The sequence below is a fragment of the Hoeflea prorocentri genome, assembly GCF_027944115.1.
GTDB classification, from domain to species: domain Bacteria; phylum Pseudomonadota; class Alphaproteobacteria; order Rhizobiales; family Rhizobiaceae; genus Hoeflea_A; species Hoeflea_A prorocentri.
Window position 1 is genome coordinate 250,994 of record NZ_JAPJZI010000001.1, and the last position, 15,409, is coordinate 266,402.

Here is a 15,409-nt window from a genome sequence, read left to right on the forward strand (position 1 = left end):
CTATCTTGCTTGTACAACTGGAGGCATCGAGCGGCTTTACGCCTCATCAAGGAACAACGACGTAGATCTTCCGAACGGTCTCAAGTGTGCGCCACACACCTTCGAAGCCTGGCTTCATGACAAAGCTGTCGCCTGACTTGAAGACATGCGTATCACCTCCAATCTCGGAGATCTCAACGACGCCAGACAGGATGTGACAGAATTCAAAAGTTGCTCCCTTGACCGAACGAGTCTCCCCCGGCGTTGCCTCCCAAACGCCGGTTTGAACGGCTGCGTCCTTGGACTCATCTTGAGACCAGGTCTTGAACGCTGGCCTCCCACTGATCAAGCGTTCGGGGAGAGCAGTGGACTCCTTTGGAGGAAACGATGGAGCAGTGTCGATGGAGACAAGAAGGGACATGAATTACCTCTAAAATGTGAAGATAAGAGCCCAAAGTTCGCAACGGGCCGGCTCACTCGGAAAGCCTCTCGCCAATGGCTTCAATGAGCACGAGACAGTTCTCGAGTTCGGGAAGAGTTATGTACTCGTTGGGTCGATGAGCACGGCCAATCTCGCCAGGGCCGCAAACAATGGCGTCTAGGCCGGCCTCTTGGAAAAGACCGGCTTCCGTCCCAAAGCTGACTGCGGGCAGCGGTCGTTTTCCCGTCAGTCCTGCCAATTGCGTGGCAAGCGGGGTGGACGCATCGAGCCGAAGCGCAGGATATGAGCTCACGATTTCCCAGCTGGTCTCGAAACCTTCTGACCGCAGACGATCTAGAGCCGCTTCGACAGGGTCCAGTAACCGCTTCGGTAAGACACCGAACATCGCGCGGGCTTCCATCTCCAGTATGCAGTTTTCGGGAACAATGTTTATTGCCTCTCCGCCTCTAATCGTGCCGATCTGCAGAGTTGAATATGGTGGTTCAAAATTTGGGTCGTGGGGGCCTTTGATGAGGTTTTGTGCTTCTTTTACAGCGGTGTCGAGAACTGGGAGAATGGCGTGAATTGCGTTCAAGCCAAGATCCGGCCGGGAGGAATGTCCTGCCTTACCTCGGACAACAGCGCGTGCGGCGACTTTTCCCTTGTGAGCGAGCACAGGAACAAGGCCGGTTGGCTCTCCAACAATGACGCTCTCTGGAGGCGCGCATAGCCTCGGCAGCTTCGCAATAAGATGGGGGACTCCTTTACAGCCCGCCTCCTCGTCGTAGGATAAAGCGATATGGACGGGTCGAGTAAGCCTCTTGGAGCGCAGATTTGCTAGTGCGGCGAGAGCACATGCGACGAATCCCTTCATGTCGACCGTGCCGCGGCCATAAAGACGCTCTCCCTTGCGGCGAAGGATGAAGGGGTCACCCTCCCAACCGGCCTCGACCGCTGGCACTACATCCAAATGCCCAGAAAGGACGATACCGGGCACATTTCTTGGCCCGATAGAAATGAAAAGATTTGCCCGGTCACCCTCTGGTCCAGGAACGATAGAGACATCAGCGCCATGGGAGTTTGCGAACTCTCGGACCCATTCGACAATGTCTAAATTCGATCGCCCAACGATCGATCGAAACGACACAAGTCTTTCAAGAATTCTGAGAGGGTTCAACTCTAGTTCCATGGTGCATCAACTTCCCCATTCGCCTTAGCGCTTTGAAGCGCGATATCTTTCGGAACTGCCGCTTCGTGGATGCGTCTATAGGTGTGTGTCCAGGACGCTCATGATCCAAAGGACCTTCGCTTCAGAATCGGAGCGGTTGACAATTTCATGGGGAATGTCGCTGGGGAATTGGAAACTGTCCCCTTCTCCCAACAGTGCGGTTTGTGAGCCAACTTTGAGGCTAACTTCCCCGGAGATTACATATCCGCCCTTCTGTCCTGTCCCGACGAGCACATCTTCACTAACGCCACCGGGTGGCAACGTGACAAACATGAAACGAAGATTCTCATCCGGTCGAGGTGAAAGTAGCTCCTTAACCAGACGCGTCTCACCAACCAGAATTCGTGGACGTTCGGCAGCCCGCCGCACAAAATTCAACTCCGGAGTAGCTGTGGTATCCGGTGGAGGTTGCAAAAACTCCCACAAATTTACGCCAAGCGCCGCGCGAAGTCTCTGCAGGGTTTTCACTGATGGATTTGAACCGCCCCGCTCAATCTGACTCACAATCCCCGCAGAAACCTTAGCTTTGGACGCCAGTTCATTGATCGTGAGATTCTGCTCGTTACGCAGAGCGCGAAGACGCTCTCCGATGATTCTTGTGTCACCGTCCACTGGCAGGGCATCCGCAGTATCGGGCTCCATACTCTTTTCTTTAGCCGACATCGATTCCATCCATACAATATAATGAATTCCGTACAACACGCTCAACGAAGCGTCAAGATGAAGACGATCAAAGAAAGTAGGCCAAGAGCACTATTTCCTCCCAAAAAAGTAGCAAATAAGCATTTCATCCGAGATTCGCCGCATCGCTGCTGCAAAACAGAAGGCTTGACACAAAATTCAATATAGTGAATATCCTTCATTTAATCGAGATCGGGAACGTCGAGATCGAAACCGACAGGCAATAATGGGACTGCGATAGTGCTGGGATACGTGCTCAAGAGAGCGATACAGGGAGTGCTCCTGGTATGGCTCATGTCAATCGTTGCTTTCGTGGCGATTTACGCGCTCGGTGATCCCCTCGCTTTGCTCATAGACCCGAACTCACCCGCCGAGGTGGTTGAACGAATAAGGCGAGACCTCGGTTTGGACCTTCCGCTTTATGAACAATATCTACGCTTCGCGGCAGGTCTCTTGCGGGGTGACTTCGGAAACTCCTACGTGACAGGACAACCCGCGCTCGGATATATCCTCGAACGATTTCCAGCCACTCTTGAACTGACCCTTGTTGCAATGGTCATCGCCGCAACCGTGGGCTTGCCGCTCGGTCTTCTGGCGGGATACAAGCCAGATTCCATAGTTGGTCGCGGAGCCAATGCTCTCGGAATGCTCTTTCTTAGCGTTCCCGCGTTTTGGGTGGCTCTTGCCCTGATCATCGTGTTCAGTATTGAATTGCGTTTGCTTCCAACCGGCGGACGGGGCGAGGTTGGATCGTTCCTTGGAATTAAAACCAGCCTGGTCACATTGGATGGCTTGCGTCATCTACTTCTGCCCGCAATTAATCTTGCTCTCTTTCCGACAGCGTTGTTCATCCGCTTAACCGCCTCAGGAACCCAGGACGCGCTGCAATCCGTTAGTACCAAGTTCGCTCGCGCCAAAGGCCTAAACACGAGACGCATCCTTTCGGTTTATGTGCTGCGGAGCATATTGGTACCGATCATCACGGTCATCGGGATCGTCTTCGGCATCCTATTGGCATTCGCAGTGGTTACCGAAACTATCTTCGCATGGCCGGGCAGCGGGCGCCTCATCATCGATAGTATTCGTTCATCGGATCGCCCCGTCATTATTGCGTATTTGATGTTCACGGTGACTCTTTTCGTCATCATCAACTTCACGGTCGATCTTCTGTGCGCCCTTCTGGATCCTCGAATCTCCATCAAAGGGGGCAAGTGATGCATAGATACTTCAAACGCCTCTTGTCCAAACCAAGCGCTGTGATCAGTTTTGCCATTTTGGTCATTCTCATTTTGGGCGCCGTTGCCGCGCCCTTGATTGCCTATCAAGACCCGTATGACCTAGCGGTGATAGACATTATGTCGTCCCGCCTTCCCCCAGGGACCCCCAGTGTCGACGGTTACATCCATTGGATGGGCACCGATGATCAGGGGCGCGATCTCTTTTCGGCCGTCGTTTATGGCCTGAGGGTGAGCCTGATGGTTGCGACCATCGCCACGTCGATTGCCTTGGTCGTGGGTGTGTTGGTTGCCCTCGTGGCGGCTCACTTCGGCGGTATCGTCGACGCATTTCTGATGCGCCTTGTCGATCTGCAGCTGGCATTTCCGAGCATTCTTACAGCGCTGGTTCTGGTCGCATTGTTGGGGTCCGGCCTCGATAAGGTGATCTTCGCGATCATCTTGGCCCAATGGGCCTACTTTGCCAGAACGCTGCGCAGCGCTGCGATGGTCGAGCGCACTAAGGAATACATCGACGCCGCGCGCGTCATGCGGTTCTCCAACCTCAGGATCATGTTCAAGCATCTTCTGCCAAATTCGGTGGCGCCACTGGCCGTGGTGGTCGTCGTGGAGATTGCAGCCGCTATCGCGCTCGAAGCAACTTTGTCCTTTCTTGGAGTTGGTCTTCCTATCACAGAACCATCGCTTGGGCTGCTGATAGCGAATGGCTACTCTTACATGCTTGCGCAGCAATACTGGCTCAGCCTGTTTCCCGGTTTGGTCCTCTTGTTGCTGCTGCTCAGCATCAACCTCTTGGGCGAACGAATGCGCCAAATCAATAGTTCCAAGGGGTGATTGTCGATGCCGCACTCTCAAAAAAACATACACCCAAGCGAAACTGTCCTCTCGGTCCAAAACCTTGTCACCGAGTTCGGCATCGAAGATGGCGTACTGCGCGCCATTGATGATGTCAGCCTGGAAGTAAAGCAGGGAGAGGTCCTCGGAATCGTTGGCGAGAGTGGGTCCGGCAAATCAGTAACCGGCTATTCAATCCTTGGACTGATCGATGCACCCGGTGACGTCGTGGATGGCAAGGTCATGTTTCACGACACCGACCTGCGCAAGGCTGATGAGGAGACTCTTCGCCAGATTCGGGGCGATGGTATTGCCATGGTTTTCCAGGATCCGACTGCCTCCCTTCATCCAATGCTGACGATCGGTGTTCAAATGGTCGACGCCGTGCTGGCGCATCGATCCATCAGTCGTCGCGACGCGTGGGTGCAATCTCGCGACACGCTTGCTCGCGTTGGAATACCCTCACCGGGCGAGCGCATGCGGGCATATCCGCATGAATTGTCAGGCGGCATGCGCCAACGCGTCGCGATAGCGATCGCTTTGTTGAACCAGCCAGATGTGATGATCGCTGATGAGCCCACGACGGGCCTTGATGTCACAATACAAGCGCAGATTCTCTACGAAGTTCAGAAACTGGTCGAAGACACCGGAACAGCGGTGATTTGGATCACCCATGATCTGTCAATCGTTGCCGGGCTCGCTGACCGTGTTGCAGTAATGTATGCGGGGCGAATTGTGGAAGAGGGCAGAATTGCCGACGTGATCGATCGGCCGGCTCATCCCTACACAGCAGGGTTGCTCGCCTCAGTTCCCGATAGCAACCGCGATCGCCGCAGACTTCCACAAATTACCGGGTCAATCGGCGAGGCACACAAGCTTCCTGGGTGTCGCTTCGCACCACGTTGCAAGTTTGCCAGCGAAGCATGTGAAGTCCGGCCCGTTTTTGAAGAAATCGCTCCAGGCCACAAAGTCGCGTGCGTCGAAACACACCGTTTGGCTTCGGAATTCGCGGAGGGCGCCAATGTCTGAGATCGCTCCCTACGATAATCAGCCTGTCCTCTTGAGGATTGCAAATGTCAGCAAGACTTTCGAGCTTGGGCGAAGTCATATGGGACTTGGCCCAAAACGCAGGCTTCAGGCGCTTGACAACATCAATTTGGAGATCAGGCGTGGCGAAATTTTGGGGCTGGTTGGAGAGTCCGGTTCTGGAAAATCAACGCTCGGTCGGACTGTCGTCGGGTTGACCGCTCCGACTGAAGGCCAGATCAAATTCGTAAGCTCAAACGACACATCAGAGCTCCGCTCCAAGCGGTTCGGTGCTCAGATGGTTTTCCAAAACCCCTATTTGTCGCTCAATCCGCGCCAAAAGGTGAAAAACATAATCGGCGAGCCGATTGAGGTACACCACATCGAAGGGGATGTTCACCAGCGCGTATCCGAATTGATGGCCCAAGTAGGGCTTTCGCCGCAATTTGCTGAACGTCGACCGAGCGAAATGTCAGGCGGTCAGGCGCAGCGGGTTGGTATTGCACGCGCCTTGGCGTTGTCGCCCGAGTTGATCGTCTGTGACGAAGCCATCTCAGCACTGGACGTTTCCATTCAAGCACAAGTGCTGAACCTGTTTTCAGAGATCCAGGAACAAACCGGCTGCAGCTATCTCTTCATCAGCCATGACCTGCCGGTCGTTGAGCGACTGAGCCACAGAGTAGCGATAATGTATCTGGGCCGCATCGTCGAGGTGGCCGAGACGACCGACTTGTTTGCACATCCAAGGCATCCATACACACGCGCGCTCATCGGAAGCGCGCCACGCCTTGAAGCCAAGAAGCTCAAATTCGAACCAATCAAGGGCGAAATCCCTTCTCCCATAAACCCACCGATCGGTTGCCACTTTCACCCGCGCTGTCCACTGGCGATCGACCGTTGCCGTGTCGAAAGGCCGGCACTCGTTGCAAGTGAAGCTGGACACCTAGCCGCCTGTCATCGTGCCGAAGAAGTCGTCAAGCTTCCCCACCCAAACGAGGCACAGTCCGGCGACGCTGCCAGTTCTTCCTCCTTCAGCGAAAGGCACCAAAAATGATGCTGCAGGAGAACGAAACCGGCGTCGTAGAATGGTACATGGGGCCATACACACTCAGCACCGATCGAGCTCGGATTGATTTGAACCACGTCTATAGGTTTCTCGCAGAAGATTCCTACTGGGCTCGCGACGTGTCGAAGGATTTCATCGTCCGCTCCGCTTATCTCCTGGATGTCTACGTCGATCAGGCGCATCGCGGCCTTGGACTGGGAACCTGGCTGGCCCAGGTCATCCAAACTCATCCCGATCTTAAGAGTGTCACCCGCTGGCTCCTAACCACGATCGATGCCCACGCGGTTTATGGAAATGCTGGCTTCAAGCCTATCGCACATCCTGAATGGTTGATGGAGGTCGTCTTGCCCATGCCCGAAGACGGCGCCGAGCTCCGGTCAGCTCACGCCGAGAACAGAAAGTAGTCGACTTATGGTCTATCGAATAGGTGTCGATATTGGCGGTTCATTCACGGATTTTGCAGTGCTGGATGAGCGTGACAACTCGATCCGCACGCTGAAGGTCCTGTCTCGCCCTGACCAACCTGGCAATGAGATTAGAACCGGCCTGAGTTCCTTGCAGGAACGTTATCATATCGCTCCTGGCGAAGTGAGTTACTTCACCCATGGCACCACGGTGGGCATTAACTCGGTCATCCAACGTCATGGTGTGAAACTCGCTTTGTTTACCACCGAGAATTTTCAGGATGTGCTGGAGGTGGCACGTCTAAAGATCCCGCATATCCATGACTTGTTCAGCCGCCGTCCCGCGCCGTTGATCCCACGTGACATGGTGTTCCCCATAGCGGAACGGACGGATCGCAATGGTAGGATTCTTAAGTCAGTTGATCGTGACAGCGTTGTTGCTGCTGTAGAGGGCGCACTAGACGCAGGCGCTGAGGGCATCGTTGTCTCCTTGCTGCACAGCTATCGCAACGGTGAGAATGAAGCCCGCGTGCGGGACATCGTAGCAGAATTTGCGCCACAGCTGCTGACATCCTGTTCCGCGGAGATATGGCCCATTATCCGCGAATATGAGCGAACCATCACAGCAACGATCAACGCATATGTCCAACCCAAGGTCATCTCTTATCTGGAGTCCTTCGAGACGGCGCTGACCGAAATGGGCGTATCGGCCCCTCCGCTGATCACCAAATCCAACGGTGGTGTCATGGCCGTCCAACAAGCCAAGGCCGAGTGTGTGCAGATGATCTTGTCTGGCACAGCCTCCGGAGTGATTGGTGCGAGCTTTATCGCTGAAGCCTGTGACTTTCCCAAGCTGTTGAGTATGGACATTGGCGGCACGTCAGCTGATGTCGCGGTGATCGAAAATGGCGAGGCGCAATATGGCACAGGCGAGATCATCGGGGATTTTCAGATTCATATCCCGTCCGTTTCGGTCACTTCGGTCGGACAAGGTGGGGGGTCCATCGCCTGGATTGATGATCTAGGCGTGTTGTGTGTCGGGCCCGATAGCGCAGGCTCGTTACCTGGTCCTGTTTGCTATCAGCGAGGTGGTACCCGTCCGACGGTGACTGACGCATTCGTCGTGTGCGGCATGATTGGACACGGCGACCTAGGATACAACGCGGTGAAGGTCGATGTCGACGCCTCCCGTCGTGCCATGGCTGACCTTGCCGGTCCGCTTGGAATTTCGATCGAAGAGACCGCCGAAAACATTATCCAAATCGCGACATCGTCCATGTACACCGGAGTTTCCGGGCTGTTATCGCGATTTGGTATCGATCCCCGCGAGTATCATTTTTTAGCGTTTGGCGGTGCAGGACCAATGATGACCTGCTTTCTCGCCCGCGAAATGAACATGAAGGGTGTCATTGTCCCACCCACGCCAGGTGTTCTCTCGGCGCTTGGCGGGCTCGTCGCAGATCTGAAAAATGACTTTATTCAGACCCTCTTTGCCGACCTGACCCCAGAGCTCTCTGGCGAATTGAGAGACATTGCAAAAAAACTGGCCGACGATGCGATCAGTTGGCTCGAGCGTGAGCATGGCAAAGGTTTAGACTATAGGCTGAGCTTCTTGAGCGACATGCGTTATCGCGGTCAGAGCTTCGAAATTGAGGTGCCGCTTGAACAAAACTGGATCGAGCAAGATGATTTTGCAGCAATCCGCTCAGCATTCGATGCACAACATGAAAAGCTCTTTGGTCATGCCGACAGCACCGCACCTGTGCAGATTATCAGTCTTCGCTTGGTGATTGCGTCACCCACTCCCAAGCCACGACTGCTCCAAATTGCGACGGGAATTGGCCGTCCGGAGCCGCACGGCAATGTCAATTGCCGCATGGATGGGCAGAGCCTGAATGTTCCACTCTATTTGCGCGAGAAAGTTCTGGCCGCGCAGGTCATTCCGGGCCCAGCCATCATCGCACAGGACGATACGACCACATGCGTTCCACCAGGAATGCAGGTTGATGTCGATCCCTTCGGCAATCTCATCATCACTCCGAAAACGAACTGAGCGCAACGACCATGGCTATTGACGGACGTAACCTACAGATCCTCGCCAACTACTGCGCTGCAGCCGCAGATGCCATGGCCTTCACCTTGATGCGCACCGCACATTCGACCTTTGTCAAGGAGACCGAGGACTTTTCGTGCCAGATTGTAACACCTGATGGCTTGGCCTTCGCCTCGCCTCGCAGCTTTGGTGCGCCTTGGTACAGCGGCATCAACTACAAGCCTGTCATTGATCTGATCGAAGAGTATCAAGAAGGTGATATCTGTATCACCAACGATAGCTATGCTGGAAACGTCGCAACACACTCTCCGGACATTCACATCTGGAAGCCCGTCTATTTCGAAGGGCGAATTGTTTGCTTTGTCGTTGGGCACATTCACAACACGGACGTGGGCGGTGCGGTACCGGCTTCTCTGTCACGCTCGCTGACGGAAATCGTCCAGGAAGGTATCCGTATTCCGCCGTTGAAGATCGTTTCCGGTGGAAAAATGGACGAGAACGTTGCGTGCATCATGCGGTTAAATGTGCGTGCGCCCGAGCAAAACTGGGGTGACTTCAACGCTCAGATCGCTTCGGTGAACATTGGTGAACGTAAGATCAAGGAGATCGTCGAGAGATTTGGAGTTGATGACTTCTGCTCAGGCATTGAAGACATTCTAAACTATGGTGAGGCGCAAGCTCGCCGCATCATCGCAACAATCCCAGACGGCGAATATTTCTACGCCGATTATGCCGATGAGGACAGTGATAACGGCTATCCATGTCGCATTGCCATCACCATGCGGATCGAGGGGGGCCAGCTTGAGCTTGACTACACAGGCTCAGATCCGCAACTGACGTCATCCCTCAATATGCCTACCGGCGGCCGTGAGCGGCATCCGCTTGCCTTGATCGGTGTAACTTATGCCCTGTCGACGCTCGATCCCGATCTTCTGCTGAATGCAGGCACACTGCGTCCGACACGGGCCATTCTGCCCGAAGGCACTGTAATGAATTGCGAGGCACCCGCTGCGGTTGGCATGCGCTCATTAACAAGTGTTGTTGCGCAGATCGCAACGTTGGGCTGCTTCTCACTTGCAGTTCCTGACCGGATGCCTTCGCCTTCGCCTGGTGGCAATTCAATCATGAATGTTCGGACTGTGGATGAGAAGAACCGCGTCGTAGTTGCATCAATCGGCCCGGTTGGTGGCGGGGGTGGCGGCACACCGAAACACGACGGTCCGGATGGTTCTGGTGGTCTTTCAGGCTTTCTCAAGAACACGCCCGTCGAAATCAATGAGGCTGAAGTCCCCATCCTCTTCAATCGCTATGGCTTACAGCCCGATACGGCAGGAGCCGGGCGTTACCGCGGCGGACTGGCGACAGTAATGGAGTTTTCCGTTTCTGCGCCAAACACGATCGTAACAGCGCGGAATCGAGATCGCTCGCATTTTGCCTCGGCTGGTGTCCTGGGCGGGCACTCTGGCGCCAATTCGTCCTTCACGATCAATCCCGACACGGCACAGGAAGTACAGCTCGACAACACGGATCTGGTGAAATGCGAACCAGGCGATGTGGTGCGTGTGATTGGGCCGGGTGCCGGTGGATACGGCGCCCCAATCGAGCGCGACCCGCAAGCGGTCTTGTATGACTGGCATTGCGGCTTTGTCAGCATCGAAACCGCTCGAGACGACTATGGCGTAGCCATTGTCGCCGGCATGGTCGATGTCGCTCAGACTGCGCGTCTGCGCTCCCAAATGCAGAGCCAACCAACAGGCCATTTCGAATTTGGACCCACCCGAACGGAGTTTGAAAACATTTGGACACCAGAGCGCTACGGCACTCTGACCACTTTCCTCGCTCAGAGCCCCATCGTATGGCGCCATTTTCTCAAACACCAGGTGTTCTCGGCAGTAGAGGCTCAAAAGGGCACTCAAGTGCCGATTGAAACACAGATGCAAAGGATCTTCTCCGATCTGCGTGATCGGTACCCTGCAATCACAAAGGAGGCTCTCTTGAACCAATGAGGTTCAAATGTGCCTCCTGCGCAATCAGCGGGGTGCGGGGCAGGTGCCACCCATCGCGGCCGATGCCCGATGAGAAACAGGAAATATGCCAATTCAAGAGGAAACCAACAATTAGGAGGAACGACAAAATGACAACACTTAGAAAATGGATTGCAGCTGCAGTCATCGCAGTAGCGCCTTGCACTGCGATGGCCGAAGATCTCACAATAGGGATGCCAATCGAACCTGTGATGGATCCCCACTATTTTTGGTCAAGCAAGTACCTGCAATACTATCGGCACTACCTCGGATTTCTCGTGACTCTTGACCTTGATGCACAGGTCTCGCCGGCATTGGCCGAAAGTTGGGAAGCTGCCGAGGATGGGTGGACGTTCAAACTTCGCCCGGATGTCCGCTTTTCCGATGGCTCATCTGTCGATGCAGAAGATGTCGTGGCGTCCTACGAGCGTGCCCGCAATTATCCGCAGGCCGCCGGATCATACGCTGGACTGTTCAACAATGTTGACGACATTGTAGCCGTGGACGCCAATACGGTAAGGCTTGAGACCAGCAGCCCTTACCCCTCTCTCGGCTTTGCGATGACGCAAGTCCCGATTATTCCATCAGAAATTGCGAAAAGTGCAGAACAGGCTGATTTCAACGATATTGCGACATCGGTTTCGGCCGGTCCGTACAAGCTGGCCAGTTACCTGGCGGGGCAGAATATCGTGCTTGAGCGGAACCCCGACTATTGGGGCGAACCTGCCAAGTTTGACAATGTTACGCTTCGGATACTCCCGGAAAACTCAGCTCGCATGGCTGCTTTGTTGGCCGGAGATGTGGACGTAATTGGTGAGGTGCCGCCGGAGTTTGTCGATCGAATCCGTGAGAACGAAGCCCTTGAGGTTCATGCTGGTCCGTCGATGCGTACCGTTTATCTCGTCGTTGATCAAGCGAGCGAGGACACAACACCGTTTGCAACGGACATGGATGGCGCACCACTGTCTCAGAACCCGTTCGCGGACAAACGAGTGCGCGAAGCACTGTCCTTGGCGATTGATCGTGAAGCGATCAGGGATCGCGTAATGAACGGATTGTCGTTTCCGACCGGGCAGCTCGTTGCAAAGGGTGTTGGCGGTTATTCCGACGACATCGCAATTCCACCATATGACCCAGAAAAGGCCAAGGCGCTGTTGGCTGAGGCAGGTTATCCAAATGGGTTCAAGACAAAGATTCACTGCACAAATGACCGCTATGTGAATGACGGGAAGATCTGTCAGGCACTTGGCCAGATGTTTTCACGCATCGGTGTTTTGACCGAAGTCGAGACCTTGCCAAGTTCCGCCTTTTTCCCAATTGTCAACCAGCATCCCTCTGGTGCGAGCATGCTTCTGTTGGCGTGGAGTTCAGCTGGCAGCGGAGAGGCCGACGTTCTGGCTCAGACTCTGCGCACCTATGATGCCGACGAAAAGAAGGGTGTTTGGAACCTCGCCAGCTATAGCAACCCAGAGCTCGATGCACTCATTGCTCGTTATGAAACGACCATCGACAAGGACGAGCGTTGGGCACTTGCAAGGGAAGCCATGCAGCTTGCGGTAGAAGACTTCGCGCAGATTCCAATTCATGACCAAAGCGTGATTGTGGGTACGCGCCGGGATATCGAATACAAGACAACGCCAGAAGAACTGACAACAGCAATATCCGTCCAATAGTCTGTTCAATTCGCTGTTGATGCGCCGAGGAGAACAACCTCGGCGCATTACCACCAGTTTTTAGAAGCGCTCAGCCGTTAAATGGTTACCTCCCAAGCCGCTCGCGGCGACTCGGGTCAGTAGGCGGAACGAGATTTTCACTCACCGCCTGCTGACCTTCTTTCTTAGTATTGTTTGCGCATCAAGACCGCGGACCAGGCGCAACCGATCGATTGGTAGCACAGAAGGAAATCTTGCGATGTCGCTGACGCGCCGTGATTTGACCCTGAGAATTGCGCGGGAGTTCGCGATTTCGAATACGGAGGCGAAGCGACTTGTAGATGGCATGTTCGATCTGATCGCTGATGCGCTTGGCAATAGGTCGTCAAATTTGGAATAATCACCAAGGTGCACGTCGTAACAATCTGATCACCGCGTTCGACAATGAGCACCGTGCCCGCCCCTCGTATTTCTTGAGCACGGAAATGTTGTTTTTGGCGCGATCGATTGGACATCTCTCGTTGTCAGAAGGAAGATGTGTGTAGAGATCCAGAAGCGCCTCTATATCACTTGTCGATGCGGCACGAAACAACACGTCTGCTTTCATCGGCGGGAAATACACATTATTGCCCTTGCACAATTGAACAACTGGGCGCTGTCGGGTCCGTCGTTGCGTGATGGATGAACCCACAGAATTCTATATGAATTACTGTGCGATGGTCTCTTCATGATCATCACATTACCGCTTGGAAAAGAACCCGCTAACAGTGTTAGTTGCGGGCCCCCGCAACCACTGAGACCGACATTCCCGAAGAGGGCATGTCGGTTTTTTGGTTTTTGTCGTTATTTACCGCCCATTCAAGGATCGTCCTGAAGTCACCGTGTAAGGTGGCGTCGATCTCGCCACGCTTAGGACCCGGACTGAGCGTGATGCGCTCAATCAGACCACGAATGGCTGCTGCCGCCTCGTCTCGCTCTTGAGGATTCTGGAGTGCCTCAGCAAGCCGCTCCACCTTACGCCGGTAAACGCCGGCAACGTTCGGATGAATGTCCGGGATGTCAGTATGGATGTTTGAGAGCCGCTCGGTCAGTTCGTCCTGCTCGGCCTCCAGCTTGCGGAGCCGGTCCGCTAGGGCGCGGCTATAGCCTCCGTCTTCAATGACAGCGACGATCTCCTCAAGCTTCTTCTCGATGTTCACCAGGGTCTTGCGATCTGCTTCCTCGGAAGCACGTCGTTCCCGGTTCAGCCGATTGGTCTCCTCGACATAGGCACGCATTGCTTCGGCTGCGACCTCCGGGGCCATGAGTCTGTCGCGAAGTCCGACCAGCATGCGCTCCTCCAACGACTTTCGAGCAATGGTGCGGCTGTTCTTGCAGCTGCCGTTCATGATGTGGTTGGAGCAGGCATATCGATCCTGGCCCCGCAGGGAATAGGTTCCGCCGCAGCAACCGCAGAAGATCAGGCCAGAAAGCAAAGCGCGGGGCCGATGGGTTTGGTTCAGCCGATTGGCATGGGCAGCACGGGTGGCGTTAATAACCTTGGCATATTTGCTTGCCAGATTTTTCTGTTGGTCTTTGACGGATTGCCACAACTCATCATCGATGATGCGCAATTCCGGCACCTCTTTTACAATCCACTCTTCGGGTGGATTGATGCGCGAGACCCGCTTTCCGGTCGCTGGGTTCTTTATGTAGCGCAGTCGGTTCCAGACTAATCGTCCGATATAGAGCTCGTTGTTGATAAGGCCGGTACCGCGTTTGGCATGACCGCGTATGGTCGAATCCGTCCAAAGAGTTCCGGTTGGCCCTTGTACACCGTCCTCATTGAGACGGCGGGCCAGGGCGCGTGGACTGATCCCGGCGGCAAAGTCCCGGAAGACACGGCGGACGATCTCGGCCTCGGCCTGATTGATTGTTCTTCCGCCCCGGAGCGGCTCTCCATTGGTATCCAAGTCCTTTACGACATCATAGCCGTAGCAGAGACCTCCGCCGGACTTGCCCTGTTCTACTCGACCTCTCAAGCCTCGATGGGTCTTGGCGGCAAGATCTTTCAAGAAGAGGGCATTCATGGTGCCTTTCAAACCGACATGAAGCTCGGAGATTGCACCCTCAGCCACAGTGACGATCTCAACACCCGCAAAGCGCAAATGCTTGAAGAGGGTTGCGACATCCGCCTGATCGCGGCTTATCCTATCGAGCGCCTCAGCAAGCACCACATCGAAACGACCTGCCTGGGCCTCTTGAAGAAGCGCCTGCATGCCCGGCCTCAAGGTGACGCTTGCGCCGGAGATGGCTGCGTCCTGGTATGTCGCAGCAACTGTCCAGCCCTCACGCTCGGCTTGCTCGCGGCAAAGGCGGAACTGATCTTCGATAGAGGCAGCATTCTGATTGTCCGAAGAATAGCGGGCGTAAAAGGCAACACGGGTCATAAGATCAGGCTTCCTATTCCTCATCGGCCCTGGGCGCAGGACGGTTGTCGTTATCCGGGCTTGGCTGCTCGAATGCTTCACGTGCGATCTGTCGCCCGATAAGACGAGCGAGCGTCAGGACCGTCGCGTTACACCGCGTTGCTGCATCACCGTTGTCGTTTGCTGCAGAACTCCGGCTGCTGCCAATCGGTCTGTCCTCGTCTTCGACCATCACTGACCCTTTCCCAAGAGGCTCTTGGTTGCGTGTCAGATTTAAGTCCGGAAATTCGACCGATCAACGGCAAAACCTGCTTAAAAATATACACTTACGTCCATCATCAACCAGCTTAACTCCTTTCAGGGAAAGCCCCGAACACTCCAGCAATTTCCATCTAATA

13 protein-coding genes are annotated in these 15,409 nt (G+C 54.7%); 8 read left to right on the forward strand and 5 right to left on the reverse strand.

From position 1 onward, the window contains the following. Window positions 1-46: 46 nt before the first annotated feature. The 3 genes from OQ273_RS01210 to OQ273_RS01220 form a co-directional block, all read right to left on the reverse strand. Window positions 47-400 (reverse strand): cupin domain-containing protein, encoded by a 354-nt coding sequence (locus tag OQ273_RS01210; RefSeq protein ID WP_267988644.1) that lies wholly within the window; start codon window positions 398-400, stop codon window positions 47-49. Between the two features lie 52 nt (window positions 401-452). Further along, entirely contained in the window at window positions 453-1,589 is a 1,137-nt protein-coding gene (gene argE / locus OQ273_RS01215) for an acetylornithine deacetylase (protein ID WP_267988645.1), read from the reverse strand. 75 nt (window positions 1,590-1,664) lie between these two features. Then, on the reverse strand, window positions 1,665-2,291 hold the full coding sequence (locus OQ273_RS01220) for a helix-turn-helix domain-containing protein (protein ID WP_267988646.1): 627 nt from the start codon (window positions 2,289-2,291) through the stop codon (window positions 1,665-1,667). A 258-nt stretch (window positions 2,292-2,549) separates the two neighbouring features. On the opposite strand from OQ273_RS01220, the gene OQ273_RS01225 reads away from it, so the two are divergent. The 8 genes from OQ273_RS01225 to OQ273_RS01260 all read left to right on the forward strand — a co-directional run bounded on the left by OQ273_RS01225 (window position 2,550) and on the right by OQ273_RS01260 (window position 12,624). After that, a complete protein-coding gene (locus OQ273_RS01225) occupies window positions 2,550-3,524 on the forward strand; it encodes an ABC transporter permease (protein WP_267988647.1) in 975 nt (324 codons plus the stop codon). Continuing rightward, the gene (locus tag OQ273_RS01230; RefSeq protein ID WP_267988648.1) at window positions 3,524-4,378 is read left to right on the forward strand and encodes an ABC transporter permease; all 855 of its coding nucleotides are present in this window, start codon (window positions 3,524-3,526) and stop codon (window positions 4,376-4,378) included. Before OQ273_RS01225 ends, OQ273_RS01230 begins: the two co-directional genes overlap by 1 nt. A gap of 6 nt (window positions 4,379-4,384) precedes the next feature. Further along, entirely contained in the window at window positions 4,385-5,407 is a 1,023-nt protein-coding gene (locus OQ273_RS01235; protein ID WP_267993004.1) for an ABC transporter ATP-binding protein, read from the forward strand. A gap of 79 nt (window positions 5,408-5,486) precedes the next feature. Beyond that, entirely contained in the window at window positions 5,487-6,458 is a 972-nt protein-coding gene (locus OQ273_RS01240) for an ABC transporter ATP-binding protein (RefSeq protein WP_267993005.1), read from the forward strand. Then, complete coding sequence (locus tag OQ273_RS01245) at window positions 6,455-6,874, forward strand: GNAT family N-acetyltransferase (RefSeq protein WP_267988649.1); 420 nt, start codon at window positions 6,455-6,457, stop codon at window positions 6,872-6,874. Before OQ273_RS01240 ends, OQ273_RS01245 begins: the two co-directional genes overlap by 4 nt. A gap of 7 nt (window positions 6,875-6,881) precedes the next feature. Continuing rightward, window positions 6,882-8,927, forward strand: coding sequence for a hydantoinase/oxoprolinase family protein (locus tag OQ273_RS01250; protein ID WP_267988650.1), 2,046 nt, complete (start codon window positions 6,882-6,884; stop codon window positions 8,925-8,927). Between the two features lie 11 nt (window positions 8,928-8,938). After that, window positions 8,939-10,933, forward strand: coding sequence for a hydantoinase B/oxoprolinase family protein (locus OQ273_RS01255; RefSeq protein ID WP_267988651.1), 1,995 nt, complete (start codon window positions 8,939-8,941; stop codon window positions 10,931-10,933). Window positions 10,934-11,061: 128 nt separating this feature from the next. Beyond that, the gene (locus tag OQ273_RS01260; RefSeq protein ID WP_267988652.1) at window positions 11,062-12,624 is read left to right on the forward strand and encodes an ABC transporter substrate-binding protein; all 1,563 of its coding nucleotides are present in this window, start codon (window positions 11,062-11,064) and stop codon (window positions 12,622-12,624) included. Between the two features lie 749 nt (window positions 12,625-13,373). Here OQ273_RS01260 and OQ273_RS01265 read toward each other — a convergent pair. Both OQ273_RS01265 and OQ273_RS01270 read right to left on the reverse strand, forming a co-directional pair. Further along, window positions 13,374-15,056 (reverse strand): recombinase family protein, encoded by a 1,683-nt coding sequence (locus tag OQ273_RS01265; RefSeq protein ID WP_333781677.1) that lies wholly within the window; start codon window positions 15,054-15,056, stop codon window positions 13,374-13,376. Next, window positions 15,046-15,243, reverse strand: a complete 198-nt coding sequence (locus OQ273_RS01270; RefSeq protein WP_267988654.1) for a hypothetical protein — start codon at window positions 15,241-15,243, stop codon at window positions 15,046-15,048. Before OQ273_RS01270 ends, OQ273_RS01265 begins: the two co-directional genes overlap by 11 nt. Between the last annotated feature and the right edge of the window lie 166 nt (window positions 15,244-15,409).

What these genes read in the sequence shown, in the direction of transcription:
- OQ273_RS01265 (WP_333781677.1), bottom strand. Translation starts at nt 15,056, where the DNA reads ATGAGGAATAGGAAGCCTGATCTTATGACCCGTGTTGCCTTTTACGCC.
- OQ273_RS01220 (WP_267988646.1), bottom strand. Translation starts at nt 2,291, where the DNA reads ATGTCGGCTAAAGAAAAGAGTATGGAGCCCGATACTGCGGATGCCCTG.
- OQ273_RS01230 (WP_267988648.1), top strand. Translation starts at nt 3,524, where the DNA reads ATGCATAGATACTTCAAACGCCTCTTGTCCAAACCAAGCGCTGTGATC.
- OQ273_RS01250 (WP_267988650.1), top strand. Translation starts at nt 6,882, where the DNA reads ATGGTCTATCGAATAGGTGTCGATATTGGCGGTTCATTCACGGATTTT.
- OQ273_RS01240 (WP_267993005.1), top strand. Translation starts at nt 5,487, where the DNA reads ATGGGACTTGGCCCAAAACGCAGGCTTCAGGCGCTTGACAACATCAAT.
- OQ273_RS01245 (WP_267988649.1), top strand. Translation starts at nt 6,455, where the DNA reads ATGATGCTGCAGGAGAACGAAACCGGCGTCGTAGAATGGTACATGGGG.
- argE (WP_267988645.1), bottom strand. Translation starts at nt 1,589, where the DNA reads ATGGAACTAGAGTTGAACCCTCTCAGAATTCTTGAAAGACTTGTGTCG.
- OQ273_RS01210 (WP_267988644.1), bottom strand. Translation starts at nt 400, where the DNA reads ATGTCCCTTCTTGTCTCCATCGACACTGCTCCATCGTTTCCTCCAAAG.
- OQ273_RS01235 (WP_267993004.1), top strand. Translation starts at nt 4,385, where the DNA reads ATGCCGCACTCTCAAAAAAACATACACCCAAGCGAAACTGTCCTCTCG.
- OQ273_RS01255 (WP_267988651.1), top strand. Translation starts at nt 8,939, where the DNA reads ATGGCTATTGACGGACGTAACCTACAGATCCTCGCCAACTACTGCGCT.
- OQ273_RS01260 (WP_267988652.1), top strand. Translation starts at nt 11,062, where the DNA reads ATGACAACACTTAGAAAATGGATTGCAGCTGCAGTCATCGCAGTAGCG.
- OQ273_RS01270 (WP_267988654.1), bottom strand. Translation starts at nt 15,243, where the DNA reads ATGGTCGAAGACGAGGACAGACCGATTGGCAGCAGCCGGAGTTCTGCA.